This window comes from Rhodanobacter sp. Soil772, from assembly GCF_001428385.1.
GTDB lineage: Bacteria > Pseudomonadota > Gammaproteobacteria > Xanthomonadales > Rhodanobacteraceae > Rhodanobacter.
This window is the reverse complement of record NZ_LMSK01000002.1, coordinates 780,399-796,760: the sequence shown is the minus strand read 5'-3', so window position 1 is coordinate 796,760 and position 16,362 is coordinate 780,399. Positions and strand designations below refer to the sequence as shown.

Genomic DNA, 16,362 nt, shown 5'->3' with positions numbered 1-16,362 from the left:
CCGGCGATACTCCCATGCAAACCTACAGGGAGAAGGTTTCATGTCGCGTCGATCGTACGAGTGCCTTTCGCGCCGAGTCTTGTCGCGTGTCCTGATCAGCTTGCTGTTCGGCCTGCTGCTGGCGGCCTGCCACCGCGGCCCCGACAACGGCAAGCCGGCCCTGCAGGGTGCGCCGGCCGGCAGCGCTTCCGTGCCGGCGAAGGCGAAAGCGGAGTTCGCGCTGGTCTCGGCCAGCTCGCAGACCAGCAACTCGCGCACCGCGCTGACCCTGCGCTTCAACGCCACGCTGGCCTCGGCGCAGGCGTTCGACATGCTGATCGCGGTGACCGGCCCGAACGGCGAGGTGGTCGGCGGCAGCTGGAGCCTCGACGACGACGGCAAGACGCTGAGCTTCCCGTTCGTGCAGGCGAACACGCGCTATGTGGTGCAGCTGAAGGCCGGCCTGCTCGCCGCCGACGGGCGCACCCTCGGTCATGCGGTGAAGCACGACGTGTATTCCGGCAACCTGCCGGCGGCGGTCGGCTTCGCCTCGCACGGCAGCGTGCTGCCGGCGCGCGGCACCCGCGGCCTGCCGCTGGTGTCGATGAACGTGCACGATGCCGACGTGGAATTCTTCCGCGTGCGCGACGACGCGCTGTCGGACCTGTTCTGCGCGTACCCGCGCAACGGCCACCGCGACAACTACGAGCTCGACCACGACGTCGCCTACTACAACAGCTGCGGCGAAGGCGACGAGCGGCGCAGCCGCATGCCGATCACCGAGATCGCCGACTCGGTCTACGCCAACCACTACACGCTGGGCGGCGAGCCGAACGAACGCACCGTGACCTACCTGCCTGTGCAGAACATCAAGGAACTGGCGCAGCCGGGCGTGTACATGGCCGTGGTCAAGGCCGGCGGCACGTTCAAGGATGGCTACGACACTGCCACCTTCTTCGTCAGCGACCTCGGCCTGCACCTGCGCGTGTACCGCGACAACGTGCTGCTGCACGTCGCCTCGCTGCGCGACGGCACGCCGGTGAATGCGGTGAATATCGAAATCCGTGACGCGGCCGGGCGCAGCAAGCTCAAGGCCGGCACGGATGCCGACGGCAACGCGCTGCTCGCGTACAAGGTCAAGGCCTCCGACGTGCTGGTCGCGCGCCACGGCAAGGACGTCTCGGTGCTGCCGTTCAACCGGCCGGCGCTGGACGTGTCCAACTTCGACATCAGCGGCCGCAAACAGGCGCCGTTCGAGGTGTACGCCTGGTCCGGCCGTGACCTGTACCGTCCTGGCGAGACGCTGCGCGCCTCGGCGCTGCTGCGCGACGACGACGGCAAGCCGATGAAGGCACAGTCGCTGTTCGTGCGGGTGAAGCAGCCGGACGGCCGCACCCTGGTGGAAAAGCGGCTGGAGCCGCAGCAGCTCAACTATTTCGAGCTGAGCCAGGCGATCCCGGCCGATGCGCCGACCGGGTTGTGGCAGCTGGAATTCCGCCTCGATCCTTCAGCCAAGGAGACCGTGCAGGCGTTCCCGTTCCACGTTGAGGAGTTCCTGCCCGAGCGGCTCAAGGTGGAGCTGTCGAGCCCGCAGGCGCAGCTGGCGCCGAGCGAGCCGCTGAAGCTGAAGGTCGCCTCCAGCTATCTGTACGGCGCGCCCGCCGACGGCAACCGCTTCACCGCGAAACTGCTGGTGGCGCCGGAGGTGCACCCGCTGGCGTCGATGAAGGACACCTTCTTCGGCAACCCGCTGGTCGAGCTGCCGAAGAGCGCCGACGACGTGGTCGACGCCAAGCTCGACGCGCAAGGCGTGCTGGAGCAGGACGTGGCGCTACCCGACGATGTGAAACCGATCGCGCCGCTGGCGGTGACCCTGTCCGGCAGCGTGTACGAGAGCGGCGGCCGCGCGGTGACGCGGCTGCTCAAGCGCACCTACTGGCCGGCCGACGCGCTGGTCGGCGTGCGCCCGCTGTTCGATCCGAAGCAGGGTGCAGAGAGCGAAAGCCCGGTCGGCTTCGAGATCGTGCGCGCGAATGCGGCCGGCGAACTGGTCGCCGGCGCGCATCTGAAAGTGCGCCTGCAGCGCGAGTTGCGCGATTTCTACTGGCTGTACGAGCGCAGCGGCGGCTGGCAGTCCAATGCGAACCAGCGCCTGCAGCTGATCGACGAAAAGGACATCGACGTCGCCGCCGGCAAGTCGGCCCAGGTGGAATTCCCGGTGCAGTGGGGCAGCTACCGCGTCGAGGTGTACGACCCGGCCACGCAACTCACCACGGTGTTCCCGTTCTTCGCCGGCTACAGCTGGGACGACGAGAACCTTGGCAAGGAGGCGCGCCCGGACAAGGTCAAGCTGCAGCTGGACAAGGCGCGCTACCGCGCCGGCGACATCATGAAGGTTAGCGTGACGCCGCCGCACGATGGCCCCGGCGTGCTGCTGGTGGAATCGGATCACCTGCTCTACACGAAGAACATCGACGCGAAAGCCGGTGCCATCTTCGAGATCCCGGTGACCAGGGAATGGGAACGCCACGACGTCTACGTGACGGCGCTGGTGTTCCGCGGCGGCGAGGCGGCCGAACACACCACGCCGGCCCGCGCGATGGGCGTGGAATACGTGGCGATGGACCGCAACGACCGGCGCATCCCGCTGAAGCTCGACGCGCCCGCGCTGATGCGCCCGGGCAACCCGCTCGACGTCAGCGTGCAGGCCACCGGCCTGGCCGGGCAGAAGGCGTTCGTCACGCTGTCGGCGGTCGACCAGGGCGTGCTCAACATCACCAACTACCCGGTGCCTGACGCGTGGGCGTGGCTGTTCGCCAAGCGTGCGCTGGGCGTCGATGCGTACGACCTGTACAGCCGCATCATCGAGGCGATGGACGGTGCCGAGGCCAAGCTGCGCTACGGCGGCGACATGAGCGGCGCGGCGCTGCCCAAGGCCATCCGGCTCAACCCGAAAGTGCGGATCGTCGACCTGTTCACCGGCCCGGTGGCGTTCGATGCGCAGGGCAAGGCCACGCTCCACGTCGACGTGCCCGACTTCAACGGCAGCCTGCGCCTGGCCGCGCTGGCCTACACCGACAGCCGCTACGGCAACGCCGACGGCACGGTCACCGTGCGCGCGCCGCTGGTGGTCGAGCCGAGCACGCCGCGGGTGATGGCGGCCGGCGACAAGGCGGTGATCAGCCTGGATCTGAAGAACCTGTCCGGCAAGGACGGCATCGCCAAGGTCAGCGTGAAAGGCGGCGGCCCGATCGCGGTGGACAAGGCCGTGCAGAGCGTGCCGCTGAAGGACGGCGCCGGCAGCACCGTGCACATGCCGGTGACGGCGCAAGCGGGCGCGGCGGTGGCGACGGTGGACATCCACGCCGAACTCAACGATTACAAAGTCGATCGCCACTTCGAGTTCGCCGTGCGCCCGGCCTGGCCGGAAACGGTGAGCACCACGCCCATGGCGCTGGAGGCGGGCAAACCCGAACGCTTCGGCGCCGCCGCGATCGCCGGCCTGCTGCCGGCCACCGTGAACGCGCGGATCACCCTGAGCACCTTGCCGCCGCTGCCGTACGCGGCCGCGCTGCGCGACATGCTGCGCTACCCGTACGGTTGCATCGAGCAGACCACCAGCAAGGGCTATGCCGCGTTGATCCTGGACGGCCAGACGGCCAAGGCGCTGGGCGCCGAGGTGATGAGCGACGCCGTGCGCAAGGCCGCGGTGGACGGCGCGCTGTCACGGATCGCCTCGTTCCAGGCCAGCAACGGCCACTTCAGTTTCTGGGGTGGCAGCAGCCCGATCGTCACCTTCACCACGCCGTACGTAGTCGACTTCATGCTGGACGCGCGCGACGCCGGTTTCGCGGTGCCGCAGGATGTGCTGCAGAAATCGCTGCAGCGCCTCAACGACGACCTGCTCGCCGGCGGCCATCCGTATTACGAGTACGAGCAGCACGACCACCTGCGCATCGCCGACGAGGCGTACTCCGGCTTCGTGCTGGCCCGCGTCAACCGCGCGCCGCTGGGCACCCTGCGCGCGATCTTCGACAACGAGCGGCAGAAGCTGGTCGCGCCGCTGCCGCTGGTGCACCTGGGCATCGCGCTGAAGCTGATGGGCGACAACGAGCGCGCGCAGAAAGCCATCGACGAGGCGTTCGCGTGGAGCAAGGAGCGCCCGTGGTACGTCGGCGACTACGGCTCGGACCTGCGCGACCTCGCGCTGATGGTGGCGCTCACCCATACCTACGGCATGAGCAAGCCGGCCTACGACGCCAAGCTGGTCGACTGGGCGCGCAACGCCAGTGCGAACGTGCGGGTACGTCAGCAGCAGGACAAGGATTACCGCTGGTCGTGGTCGTACCTGAGCACGCAGGAGCAGGCGGCGATCGCCCGCGTGGCGGCGGCGTTCGATGCGAAGAGCAACGCGCCACTGGCCGCCACGATTACGGTGAACGGCAAGACCGAGGCGGCGCCGGATCAGCGCGTGTGGAGCCGCGCGCTCAGCGTGGCCGAACTCGACGCCGGGGTCAGCGTGCAGCCGACCAGCGACGCGGCGATCTTCGCCACGCTCGACATTGCCGGCATTCCGCGGCAGGCACCACCGGCCGACGACAGCCAGATCGACGTGCGGCGCAGTTACTTCACCACCGACGGCAAACCGTGGACGGGCAGCCAGTTGAAGGGGGGCGACACGCTGATCGTCGAACTGAGCATCGAGGCGCGCATGAACGTCCCCGACGCGCTGGTCACCGATCTGCTGCCGGGCGGGTTGGAGGTGGAGAACCTCAACCTCGGCGGCGCGCAGTCGTGGTCCGGCGTGGTGATCGACGGCATCGACCTGGACGAGCACGCCGCGGCGGCGCAGATCGTGCACGAGGAGTACCGCGACGACCGCTACGCCGCCGCGCTGAACCTCAGCCGCGGCGACAAGGCCCGCGTGTTCTACCTGGTGCGCGCGGTGACGCCGGGCACGTACACCGTGCCGCCGCCACTGGTCGAGGACATGTACCGCCCGGCGGTGCGCGGTATCGGCAAGGTCGAGCCCGCACGGATCACGGTAGTCGAACCGTAGCCGCTCTTGTCCCTTCCCCTGCTTGCCCCAAAGGGACTTCCTTCGGTCGCAGGGGGAGGCTAGGAGGGGATAAGGCTTTTGACTTTCGCTACGGTGCGACGAAGAGCGACCCCACCCCAACCCTCCCCTGCTGCGCAGGGGAGGGAGCAAGGCAAACCGACCCGCATCATGACCACGAGGACCCCCGCCACGCTGCCCGATTCCACGCGCCGCTCTCGCATGTGGCGATGTCTTCGCGTCGCTCTCATCATCGTCGGCCTCCTGCTGCTCGTCGCCGTCATCCTCGACCGCCTGTTCCCGCTACACCTGCCGGCCCCCGACACCGGCAGCACGGTGGTGCTGGCGCGCGACGGCACGCCGCTGCGCGCGTTTGCCGACAGCGACGGCGTGTGGCGTTACCCGACCACCGCGAAGCAGGTGTCGCCGCTGTACTTGCGGGCACTGCTGACCTATGAGGACCGCTGGTTCTACCGCCATCCCGGCGTGAATCCTTACGCGCTGCTACGCGGTCTCACCGGTGGTCTGCGCCACGGCCGCATCGTCTCGGGCGGTTCCACGCTGACCATGCAGGTGGCGCGGATCATCGAGCCGATCCCGCACAGTTTCCGCGGCAAGTTCGTGCAGGTCTTCCGCGCGCTGCAGTTGGAAGCGCACCTGAGCAAGCCGCAGATCCTCGACCTGTACCTCAACCACGCGCCGTTCGGTGGTCCGATCGAAGGTGTCGAAGCGGCCTCGTGGGCGTACCTGGGCAAGCCGGCCAGCCGGCTGTCGCACGCCGAGGCGGCGCTGCTCGCGGTATTGCCGCAGTCGCCCAGCCGGCTGCGGCCGGACCGCCACCCCGAGGCGGCGCGCGCCGCGCGCGACAAGGTGCTGCGGCGCGTGCGCGACCTCGGCGGATGGAGTGCGGCCGAGGTGCGCGACGCGGCGATCGAACCGGTGGTGGCGCGTTCGTTGCGCGCGCCGTTGTCCGCCGCACTGCTGGCCGAGCGCCTGCACCGGCAGCAGCCGGACGCGCGACGCATCGCCAGCACGATCGACGCGAACCTGCAGCGCGCCGCCGAGGATCGGGTCAGCGCGTATCTTTCGCGCTTGCCGGCGCACACGTCGGCGGCGCTGCTGGTGGTCGACAACGCGACGCTGGAAGCGCGCATCTACGTCGGCACCAGCGACTTCGCCGATCCGCAGCGGCACGGCTACATCGACATGGTGAACGCGCCGCGCTCGCCCGGCTCGACGCTGAAACCGTTCCTGTACGGCCTGGCGCTGGACGATGGCCTGATCCACTCGCAGAGCCTGCTGGTCGATGCGCCGCAGGATTTCGGCGGCTACAAGCCGGGCAATTTCGACGAGGCGTTCTCGGGGCCGGTCAGCGCCGCCGAGGCGCTGCAGCGCTCGCTCAACGTGCCGGCGGTGGATGTGCTGGATCGGGTCGGGCCGAACCGTTTCGTCGCGCGGCTGGCCAATGGCGGCGTCGACCTCGGCCTGCCGGATGGCGCGCAGCCGAACCTCTCGATCATCCTCGGTGGCGCGTCGACGCGGCTGGAAAATCTGGTCGGCGCGTACACCGCGTTCGCCAACGGCGGCATCGCCGGCACGCCGCGCTACACGCTGGAACAACCGACGCACCCGCGCCGGCTGCTGTCGCCCGGCGCGGCGTGGATCATCCGCGACATCCTCGCCAGTAACCCGGCCGATGTCGAAGGAGGCCCGCTCGCCGGCGCGATCAACCGGCACGCCACGGTGGCGTGGAAGACCGGCACCAGCTACGGCTATCGCGACGCCTGGTCGATCGGCGTTACCGACCGCTGGACGATCGGCGTGTGGATCGGCCGCCCGGACGGTACGCCGTCACCTGGCCAGTACGGCGCGGTGACCGCGCTGCCGCTGCTGTTCCAAATCGTCGACATGCTGCCTTCGCGCGGCGGCCGCGCGCGCGCGCAGCCGGCCAGCGTGAAGTCGGTCGAGATCTGCTGGCCGCTCGGCGGCGCGGTCGCCGCCACCGATCCCGCGCTGTGCCGCCAGCGCCGCATCGCATGGGTGCTCGACGACGCGCTGCCGCCCACGTTTGCCGAACGCGACCTCGGCGCGTGGTCGTCCGGCCTGCTCACCTTGCGCGTGAATGCCAAAGGCCAGCGCTTGAGCGGCGCCTGTCACGCCAGCCACGAGCACACGATCCAGCTGGCGCGCTGGCCCGCGCTGGCCACGCCATGGCTGAGCGTGGACGACCGCGCCCGCTCCGCGCTGCCGCCGCTCGCGTCCGGCTGCGCCGCCGACTCGCTCGATCGCGCCACGCCGATCCGCATCACCGGCCTGGGCAACGGCGTCACCTTGCGCCGCGCGCCGAACAGCGAGCAGCCGCTGCGCGTCACGCTGCATGCGCTGGGCACGCAAACCACCGTGCAATGGCTGCTCAACGGCCGCCTGCAAGGCAGCAGCGACGCCGATGCCGCGATCGCGATCACCTTGCCGCAGGCCGGGGATTACCGGATCACCGCGCTCGCCCGCGACGGCGCCTTCGCCACCATCGCGCTGCGCGTGGTGGGGCCGTCGTCGTGATACCTGCCGTTCGGCCCTTAAGAAAGAACTAAGCGGCGGCTTCCAGAATGGCGGCATGCATGATGCCGGCCACCAGCGACACCTTCCCGCGGTGACATCCGGTCTGCGCATGACCTGGGTCGTCGCCGTCACGTTGATCGTGTCGGCTTGCGCCAGCTACGCGCCGCTGCCGCTGGGCCGGGGCGAAGGTGCGGCCAGCGTGGCGCAACTCGTTGCGCCCACCGCCAACATGCCGCTGCCGTCGCTGGCGACGCATCGCTTCGATCCCGCCGACGGGCTGGACGTCACCGAGACGGCGATGCTGGCGGTGGCGAACAGCCCGGCGTTGAAGCTCAAGCGCGACGAACTGGGCGTGGCCCGCGCGCAGGCGTTCGCGGCCGGGCTGCTGCCCGATCCGCAGCTGAGCCTGGGCGAGGATTTTCCGAGCCACTCCGGCGGCGGCCTGACTACGGCGTTCAACCTTGGGCTGAGTGAAGACATCAGCGCGCTGCTGACGCGCTCGTCGCGCCAGGCGGCGGCGCGCAGCCAGGCCGGGCAGGTGAACCTCGACCTGCTGTGGGCGGAGTGGCAGACCGTGGCGCAGGCACGATTGCTGTTCGACCAGGTGCTGAACCTGCGCGCGCAGCAGGTTCGGCTGGCCGGCGAACAGGCGGCGCTGGACCAGGTCGGCGGCTACATCCATGCGGCACTGGCTGCCGGCAACCTCACCTACGACGGCGCCAGCGCCGGCCTCAATGCCGCCGCGGACGTGCGCAAACAGCAGGCCGACAACGCGGTCGCCCTGCATCAGGCCGACAGCGACCTGCACGTGCTGCTCGGGCTCGCACCGACGGCACCGCTGGAGCTGGTCGGCGCGCCTTATCAAGTCACCCCGACCTCGGCGCAGTTGCAGCAGGCGCTGGCCGAGTTGCCGCGCCGGCGGCCCGATCTGCTGGCGCTGCAGGCGGGTTACCAGTCGCAGGAAGCCAAACTGCGCGGCGCGGTGCTGGCGCAGTTTCCCGCGCTGAACATCGGCTTCAACAGCGCACGCGACACCAGCGCCATCTACACCCACGGCTTCAGCCTCGGCATCACGCTGCCGCTGTTCGATCGCAATCGCGGCAACATCGCGATCGAACAGGCGACCCGGCAGCAATTGAAGGACGACTACGAAGCGCGCGTGCTGACCACGCGCAGCGACATGCAGCGGCTCGGCGCCGATCTCGCCACGCTGGATCGGCAGCAGCGCACGTTGACTGCCCACGCGAAACAACTGGCCGACGCGCGCGGCGCCGCAGAACAAGCATGGCGGCAAGGCCTGCTGGACTGGCCGACCTGGCTGGCGATCCGCAGCCAGTCGCTGGCCGCCGACCTCGACCTGCTCGCCGTGCAGCAGCAACAGGCCACGCAGTCGATCGCGCTGGAAGCGCTGCTCGGCAACACCGAGCTTGGCGCTATCGCCCATCCCGTTCCCGCACAGGCGTCCACGCCATGAACCGATCGCTGCTCTTGCCGCTGTTGTGCCTGCTGCTGGCCGCGTGCAGCCACGGCGCCGCCGATGACGAAGAAGCGGCGGTGGCCAAAGGCCAGGTGGCGGTGACCACCGCCACGCCGGTGCAGCAGAGCTTTCACGACACCGTCGAAGCCTGGGGCAGCGCGGCAGGCGATCCGCAGCGCGCGCGTGCGATCAGCCTTGCGCATGGCGGCCAGGTCGTGGCGCTGCATGTGACGGCCGGGCAGAGCGTGCGGCGCGATCAGCCGCTGCTGACGATCGCGCCCGACCCGGCCGCGCGCAGCGCGTACCAGCAGGCGCAGAGTGCGCTGGGCCTAGCCAGCGGCGAACTCAAGCGTACCGAACAACTGGTGGCACAGCGGCTGGCCACGCAGTCGCAACTGGCGACCGCGCGCAAGGCGTTGGCCGACGCGCAGGCCGCGCTGGCGGCGCAGCGCGCGCTGGGTGGCGGCAGCGCGCAGGAAACCGTCAGCGCGCCGGCCGATGGCGTGGTCGGCACACTCGGCGTGGGTCTGGGCGAGCGCTTCGCCGCGAATACGCCGCTGCTGGGTTTCACCCCGGCGCATGCGCTGGTGGCGCAACTGGGCGTGCAGCCGGAAGACGGCGCGAAACTGCGTGCCGGCATGTCGGTGCAACTGCGCAGCGTGTATGGCGACCAGGCCGGCTTCGTGGGCACGTTGCGCATGATCGGCCAGTCGATCGACCCGCAGACCCATCTGCTCGGTGCACAGGTCGAATTGCCGGCCGAGGCCGGCGTCGCATTGGTCGCCGGTGCCGCGCTGGATGCGCAGATCCGCACGGCCGATTTCAGCGCGTGGGCGGTACCGCGTGCGGCGGTGCTGCACGATGAACACGGCGACTACCTGTTCGAGCTTGAGCACGGTCACGCCAAACGCATCGACGTGACGCTGCGCAGCCCGGGCGGCGATCCCGTCGGCGTGCAGGGCCCGCTCGATGCGCGGGCGAAAGTGATCGTGCTCGGTGCCTACGAACTGGCGGACGGCGATGCGGTGCGGGAGTCCGCCCGGTGAGCGTCACCGCATGGATGCAACGGCATCGGCGTTCGCTGCTGTTCCTCGCCCTGATGCTGGCGATCGGCGGCATCGCCAGCGCGCTGCGGATGCCGGTAGCGCTGTTCCCGAACGTGGCCTTCCCGCGCGTGCAAGTGTCGCTGGATGCGGGCGACCGCCCGGCCGACCAGATGGCGATCGAGGTGACCACGCCGGTGGAGGAGGCGATCCGCCACGTGCGCGGCGTGCGCGACGTGCGTTCCACCACCAGCCGCGGCAGTGCCGAGGTGGCGGTGACGTTCGACTGGGGCGCGGACATGGCCGCGGCGCTGCAGGAAGTGAATGCCGCGGCCGGGCAGATCCTGCCGCAGCTGCCGGCCGGCACCCAGCTGAGCACCCGGCGGATGGACCCGAGTACGTTCCCGGTGCTGGCCTACAGCCTGCGCTCGCACACACAGTCGCCGAGTGCGCTGCACGACCTGGCCGAGTACCAGCTGCGTCCGTTGCTGAGCGGGATCAGCGGCGTGGCCCAGGTCCAGGTGCAGGGCGGCGAGGTGGCCGAGTTCCACGCCGACGTCGATCCGGGCAAGCTGCGCGCGCTGCAACTGAGCCTGGCCGACGTGGCCACGGCGGTCAGCCATGCGGCGACGATCCAGGCGATGGGTCGCGTCGCCGATCACTACAAGCTGTACCTGCTGCTGGCCGACAACCAGCCGAAGACGCTGGCCGCGCTGCGCGGCATCGTGCTGCGCGCCGGCCCCGGCGGCGCGGTGCGGCTGGGCGACGTGGCGGCGGTCAGCCTCGACCACGTGCCGCAGTGGATCCGCGTCAACGCCGACGGCCAGGACGCGGTGCTGCTGCAGGTCTACCAGCAGCCCGACGGCAACAGCGTGCAGATCGCGAAGGACGTGAAGCAGCGGCTGGCCGACTACGCGCCGCAGATGCCCTCCGGCGTGCGCCTCGCCAACTGGTACGACCAGACCCAGCTGGTCAGCGGCGCGGCGGCGAGCGTGCGCGATGCGATCCTGATCGGCGTGCTGCTGGCCGGCTTGGTGCTGTTCGTGTTCCTGCGCAACACGCGGGTGATCCTGGTCGCGCTGATCGTGGTGCCGGCGGTGCTGGCGATCACCGTGTTGCTGCTGTCGGTGCTCGGCATGAGTTTCAACATGATGACGCTGGGCGGCATGGCCGCGGCGGTCGGCTTGATCATCGACGACGTGATCGTGATGCTCGAACACATCATGCGCCGGCTGCATCCGGGCGAAGGCGCGCAGGACGCGGGCGAAGTGCACGAACGGATCGCTGCCGCGGCGTGGGAGTTCACCCGCCCATTGACCGGTTCCAGCGCCGCCACCGTGGTGATCTTCCTGCCGCTGGCGTTTCTGACCGGGGTCACCGGCGCGTTCTTCAAGGCGCTGTCGCTGACCATGGCCAGCGCGCTGGTCATTTCGTATCTGCTGACCTGGATCGCGGTGCCGCTGCTGGCCGAACGTTTCCTCGACGAACGCCATCGCGCCGAACATCCACCGGGCCGCTTCACCCGGCGCATGATGCAGGGCTACCAGAACATCCTGCAGCACTGGTTGCAGCGACCGCTGCTGGTGTTGCTGCTGGTCGTGCCGCTGCTGCTGGTCGGTGGGCTGGCTTTCACCCGCGTCGGCACCGGCTTCATGCCGCAGATGGACGAGGGCGGTTTCATCCTCGACTACCTGTCGCCGCCGGGTACTTCATTGCAGGAAACCGACCGGCTGCTGCGCCAGGTCGAGACGATCATCCGCGCGAATCCCTACGTGGACACCTATTCGCGGCGCACCGGCCTGCAGCTCGGCGGCGGCCTCACCGAGGCGAACCAGGGCGACTTCTTCGTGCGTCTGAAAAGCGGCTCGCGCCCCGACACCGAGCAGGTGATGGAGCAGGTTCGCGGCGAGGTCGAGCAGCATGTGCCGGGGCTGGACATCGAGCTGTCGCAGCTGATGGAGGACCTGATCGGCGACCTGGTGGCGGTGCCGCAACCGATCGAGATCCAGCTGTACGGCGACGACCCGACCCAGCTTTCCGCCACCGCCGGCAAGGTCGCCGCGGCGGTCGGCAAGGTCGGCGGCGTGGTCGGCGTGCGCAATGGCATCAACCCGGCCGGCGATGCGCTGACCGTGCAGGTCGATCCGGCCAGGGCCGCGCTGGAAGGTCTCGACCCGGCCAGCGTCACCGATCAGGTCGCCGCGGCGATCGACGGCACCGTGGCGGCGCAACTTCCCACCGACGGCAAGCTGGTGGGTGTGCGCGTGCGCCTGCCGGCCGCGACGCATCAGCGGCTGGAACAGGTCGCCGCGCTGCCGATCCGCGCCGGCGACGGTCACCTGCTGCCGCTGTCGCGGGTGGCCACGCTGAAGCAGGTGCAGGGCCAGCCGCAGATCACCCGCGACAACCTGAAACGGATGGTCGCGGTGACCGGGCGCATTAGCGGGCGCAGCCTCGGCGCCACCATCGCCGACGTCAAGCGCGTGCTGGCCCGGCCCGGCCTGCTGCCCAAGGGCATGTACTACCAGCTCGGCGGCCTGTACCAGCAGCAGCAGCAGGCGTTTCGCGGGCTGACCATCGTGCTGCTGGCGGCGATCGCACTGGTGTTCGCCCTGCTGCTGTTTTTGTACGAGAGTTTCCGGGTGGCGCTGGTGATCCTGGCGATGCCGCTGCTGGCGATCCCTGCGGTGTTCGCCGGGCTGTGGCTGACCGGCATCGAGCTGAACATCTCGGCGATGATGGGCATGACGATGATCGTCGGCATCGTCACCGAAGTGGCGATCTTCTACTTCTCCGAACTCGAACAGGCCGCCGCCGGCATGCCGCTGCACGAGGCGTTGCATGAGGCGGGCCGGCACCGCACGCGGCCGATCCTGATGTCCACGCTGGCCGCGATGCTCACCTTGCTGCCGCTGGCGCTCGGCGGGGGCTCGCAGATGCAGCAGCCGCTGGCGGTGGCGATCATCGCCGGCCTGCTGGTGCAGGTGCCGCTGGTGCTGCTGCTGATGCCGGTGCTGTACGCGCTGCTGCGCCGCCGCGATGGGCAAAGGGCGGCCGGCTAAGGCGCGCATAAGCGATCGCGCACATGCTGGGCCGACCATTCCATCCAGCCAAGGTGCCGTCATGCCACGACTGATCCGCAAGCTGTTGCCCGCTGCGCTGTTGGCGCTGGCGATTCTCCCGCAAGCGGCGTCGGCCGCCACGCCGCCGCCCGCACGGTTGTTGTCGCGACTGGCGCTGGGCGGCCCGGGCGGTTGGGACTATCTGGCCTTCGATGCGCCCAGCCGCCACCTGTTCGTCAGCCGCGGCGACCGCGTGCTGGTGATCGACGTCGATGCCGGCAAGCAGGTCGGCACGATCGGCGGCACGGCGGGCGTGCACGGCATCGCGCTGGCCGATGACCTGCATCGCGGTTTCATCAGCGACGGCAAGAGCGCGTCGGTGACCGTGTTCGATCTGGCGTCATTGAAAACTGTGGCGACGATTGCAGGCACCGGCCAGAATCCCGACGCGATCCTGTACGACAGCGCTTCGCACCACGTGCTGACCTTCAACGGCAAGAGCGCCAGCGCCAGCGTGATCGACCCGGCGAAGAACGCGGTGATCGGCAGCATCGCGCTGCCCGGCAAGCCGGAGTTCGCGGTGGCCGATGGTGCCGGCCATGTCTACGTGAACATCGAGGACAAGTCCGAGCTGGCCCAGCTCGATGCGATCCACGGCAAGCTGCTGCAGGTGTGGCCGCTGGCACCGTGCGAATCGCCGAGCGGGCTGGCCCTCGACAATCCGCACCATCGGCTTTTCTCGGTATGCGACAACCGCACGATGGCCGTGCTCGATGCGGTCGACGGCCACCACGTGGCCGACGTGCCGATCGGCGATGGCCCGGACGGCGTGGTGTTCGATCCGGCCGAGGCGATGATCTACAGCGCCAATGGCGAGAGCGGCACGATCACCGCGGTGCACGAGGACGCTCCGGACCACTACCGCGTGACCGCGACCATCCCCACCCAGGCCAGCGCGCGCACGCTCGCGCTCGATCCGAAGCTGCACCGGCTGTATCTCTCCGCGGCGCGGCTGGGCGCGACTCGGCAGGCCAACGGCCGTCGCACGATCGAGCCGGACAGCTTCGGCGTCCTCACCGTCGGGCGGCCTTGAGCAGGTCTCAGGGCCGCAAGGGAATCGCCACGCGTACGCGCAGGCCGCTGCCGTACGGCGAGTCGAGCAGTTCGATCGTGGCATCGTGCAACTGCGCCGCGCGTTGCACGATCGACAGGCCCAGTCCGTAGCCGTCGCCGCGGCTGCCGGCTTCGCGATGGAAGCGGGCGAACACGCTGGCGCGGCGTTCGGCCGGAATGCCCGGGCCATCGTCGATGACGTCGATCAGCACCACGCGCTCGCCCTGTTCGATCGACAATTGCACCTGGCCGCCGGCCGGCACGTGGCGCAGTGCGTTTTCGAGCAGGTTGCGCAGCAGGGCCGCGAGTGCGGCCTCGTAACCCTGCACGGACACCTGCGGCGTCAGCCGCGCAAAGCTCAACTCCACGCCACTGTCGGCGATCACCGGCGACAGCTCCTCGATCACGCCCATCGCCACCGCCACCAGGTCGACGCGGCCGCGCTGGCTCGACGCCGCACCTGCTTCCAGCCGGGCCAGTGCCAGCAGCTGTTCGATCCGGCGCGCCAGTCCGGCGATGCCGTGCTGGGCGCTGACCAGGCCCGCCTTCAGTTCGGCCGGATCGGTGGTGGTCATCGCGCTTTCGAGATTGATCATGGCGCTGGCCAGCGGCGTGCGCAGTTCGTGCGCCACGTCGGCGCTGAAGCGGCGCTCGCGTTCCAGCGCATCCTCCAGTCGCGCCAGTTGGCCGTTCAGCGCGGCCAGTACCGGTTGCAATTCCAGCGGCGCATCGGGCAGCTGCATTGGTTCATGGCTGCCCGGCTTCCGCGCCGAGAGGGCACGGGTCAGCGCTTCGAGCGGGCGCAATCCGCGCCTTACGGCCCAGCCCACCAGCAGGGCCAGCAGGGGCAGGCCGATCAGCAGCGGCAGGCTGTGCTCCAGCCACACCGCGCGCATGATGTCGTGGCGACTGTCGTAACGTTCGCCGGTGCGGATCACCACGCCCTCGGCCATGTCGCGCAGGGTGAAGACGCGCCAGCGGTAGCCGCCCTGCTGCAGATCCTGGAAGTCCGCATCGCCGGCCGCCGGCGGCGGCAGGGCGGCGAGGTTCGCGGTGGCCAGCAGCGTGCGCCCGGTGCGGTCGAATACCTGGAAGCCGACTTCGGACTCGTAGGTGTTCCGCTGCCGCTTCGGCGGGCGGGTGCGGCCGGCTTCGATCGGCACCAGCGTATCCGCGGCGTCGCCCCCCTGCAGGGCCTGCATGTCGGCATGCTTGATCAGCACCTGCAGCGTCCGCGCCGACTGCGCCAGCCGCCCGTCGGACAGCTCGTCCACCTCGGTGATGGTGCGATGGAAGCTGAGCACGCCCAGCGGCAGCAGCACGGCCAGCAGCACGACGATGATCAGCAGGCGCAACCTGCCGTGCAGGCTGGCCGGCTTCAGCGGGCTCGCCAACCTCATTGGGGCTCCCGCGGAATCATGTAGCCGAAGCCGCGCACGGTCTGGATGGTGTCGAAGCTCAGCTTGCGGCGCAGCGTGTGCACCAGCACTTCCAGCGCACTGCTGCCGACCATGTTGTCCAGGCCATACAGCGAGTTCTCCAGGTTCTCGCGGCGCACCAGCCGACCGGCGCGTTCCATCAGGATCTGCAGCAGGGCGAATTCGCGTTTGGTCAGCTCGACCCGCGCGCCGCGGAAGCTCACCTCGGAGGTGCCCAGGTCGAGGCTCAACGCACCCGCATCGATGCGGTTGGCGGCCAGGCCCTGCGCGCGTCGGGTCAGCGAGCGGATGCGTGCGCCCAGTTCCTCCAGGTGAAAGGGTTTCACCAGGTAATCGTCGGCACCGGCGTCGAGGCCGCGCACGCGGTCGTCCAGCGTGTCGCGTGCGGTCATCACCAGCACCGGAGTCTTGACGTGCAGGCGGCGCGCCTCGACCAGCACGTCGAGCCCGTCCTTGCCGGGCAGGCCGAGATCGAGCAGGACCAGGTCGGCGGTCTGGTCGCGCAGCGCGAGCAGCGCCTCGCGGCCGTCGCGCAGCCAGCTGACGGTATAGGCGAGGCGTTCCAGCGCGCGCTGGATCGCCGCGCCGAGCTGGGGATCGTCCTCGACCAGGATGATGTGCACGGACAGGCTCC

8 protein-coding genes are annotated in these 16,362 nt (G+C 69.6%); 6 read left to right on the top strand and 2 right to left on the bottom strand.

The genetic code is table 11. The features are described from left to right. Positions 1-40: 40 nt before the first annotated feature. The 6 genes from ASG75_RS10105 (at position 41) to ASG75_RS10080 (ending at position 14,269) form a co-directional block, all read left to right on the top strand. Entirely contained in the window at positions 41-5,038 is a 4,998-nt protein-coding gene (locus ASG75_RS10105) for an alpha-2-macroglobulin (protein ID WP_056388508.1), read from the top strand. Between the two features lie 219 nt (positions 5,039-5,257). After that, on the top strand, positions 5,258-7,594 hold the full coding sequence (pbpC, locus tag ASG75_RS10100) for a penicillin-binding protein 1C (protein WP_056388507.1): 2,337 nt from the start codon (positions 5,258-5,260) through the stop codon (positions 7,592-7,594). A 55-nt stretch (positions 7,595-7,649) separates the two neighbouring features. Continuing rightward, entirely contained in the window at positions 7,650-9,068 is a 1,419-nt protein-coding gene (locus ASG75_RS10095; protein ID WP_056388504.1) for a TolC family protein, read from the top strand. After that, complete coding sequence (locus ASG75_RS10090) at positions 9,065-10,117, top strand: efflux RND transporter periplasmic adaptor subunit (protein WP_056388501.1); 1,053 nt, start codon at positions 9,065-9,067, stop codon at positions 10,115-10,117. The genes ASG75_RS10095 and ASG75_RS10090 overlap by 4 nt, the downstream gene beginning before the upstream one ends. Continuing rightward, entirely contained in the window at positions 10,114-13,176 is a 3,063-nt protein-coding gene (locus ASG75_RS10085) for an efflux RND transporter permease subunit (protein WP_056388499.1), read from the top strand. The genes ASG75_RS10090 and ASG75_RS10085 overlap by 4 nt, the downstream gene beginning before the upstream one ends. 61 nt (positions 13,177-13,237) lie before the next feature. Continuing rightward, positions 13,238-14,269: a YncE family protein gene (locus ASG75_RS10080; protein WP_056388495.1), complete on the top strand. Its 1,032-nt coding sequence runs from the start codon at positions 13,238-13,240 to the stop codon at positions 14,267-14,269. A gap of 7 nt (positions 14,270-14,276) precedes the next feature. On the opposite strand, the gene ASG75_RS10075 is transcribed toward ASG75_RS10080, so the two are convergent. After that, complete coding sequence (locus tag ASG75_RS10075) at positions 14,277-15,689, bottom strand: ATP-binding protein (protein ID WP_056388491.1); 1,413 nt, start codon at positions 15,687-15,689, stop codon at positions 14,277-14,279. Then, entirely contained in the window at positions 15,686-16,351 is a 666-nt protein-coding gene (locus tag ASG75_RS10070; RefSeq protein ID WP_056388490.1) for a response regulator, read from the bottom strand. The genes ASG75_RS10075 and ASG75_RS10070 overlap by 4 nt, the downstream gene beginning before the upstream one ends. Between the last annotated feature and the right edge of the window lie 11 nt (positions 16,352-16,362).

Coding starts and splice junctions, on each gene's coding strand:
- ASG75_RS10105 (WP_056388508.1), top strand. CDS start 41: ATGTCGCGTCGATCGTACGAGTGCCTTTCGCGCCGAGTCTTGTCGCGT.
- pbpC (WP_056388507.1), top strand. CDS start 5,258: ATGTGGCGATGTCTTCGCGTCGCTCTCATCATCGTCGGCCTCCTGCTG.
- ASG75_RS10095 (WP_056388504.1), top strand. CDS start 7,650: ATGCATGATGCCGGCCACCAGCGACACCTTCCCGCGGTGACATCCGGT.
- ASG75_RS10090 (WP_056388501.1), top strand. CDS start 9,065: ATGAACCGATCGCTGCTCTTGCCGCTGTTGTGCCTGCTGCTGGCCGCG.
- ASG75_RS10080 (WP_056388495.1), top strand. CDS start 13,238: ATGCCACGACTGATCCGCAAGCTGTTGCCCGCTGCGCTGTTGGCGCTG.
- ASG75_RS10075 (WP_056388491.1), bottom strand. CDS start 15,689: ATGAGGTTGGCGAGCCCGCTGAAGCCGGCCAGCCTGCACGGCAGGTTG.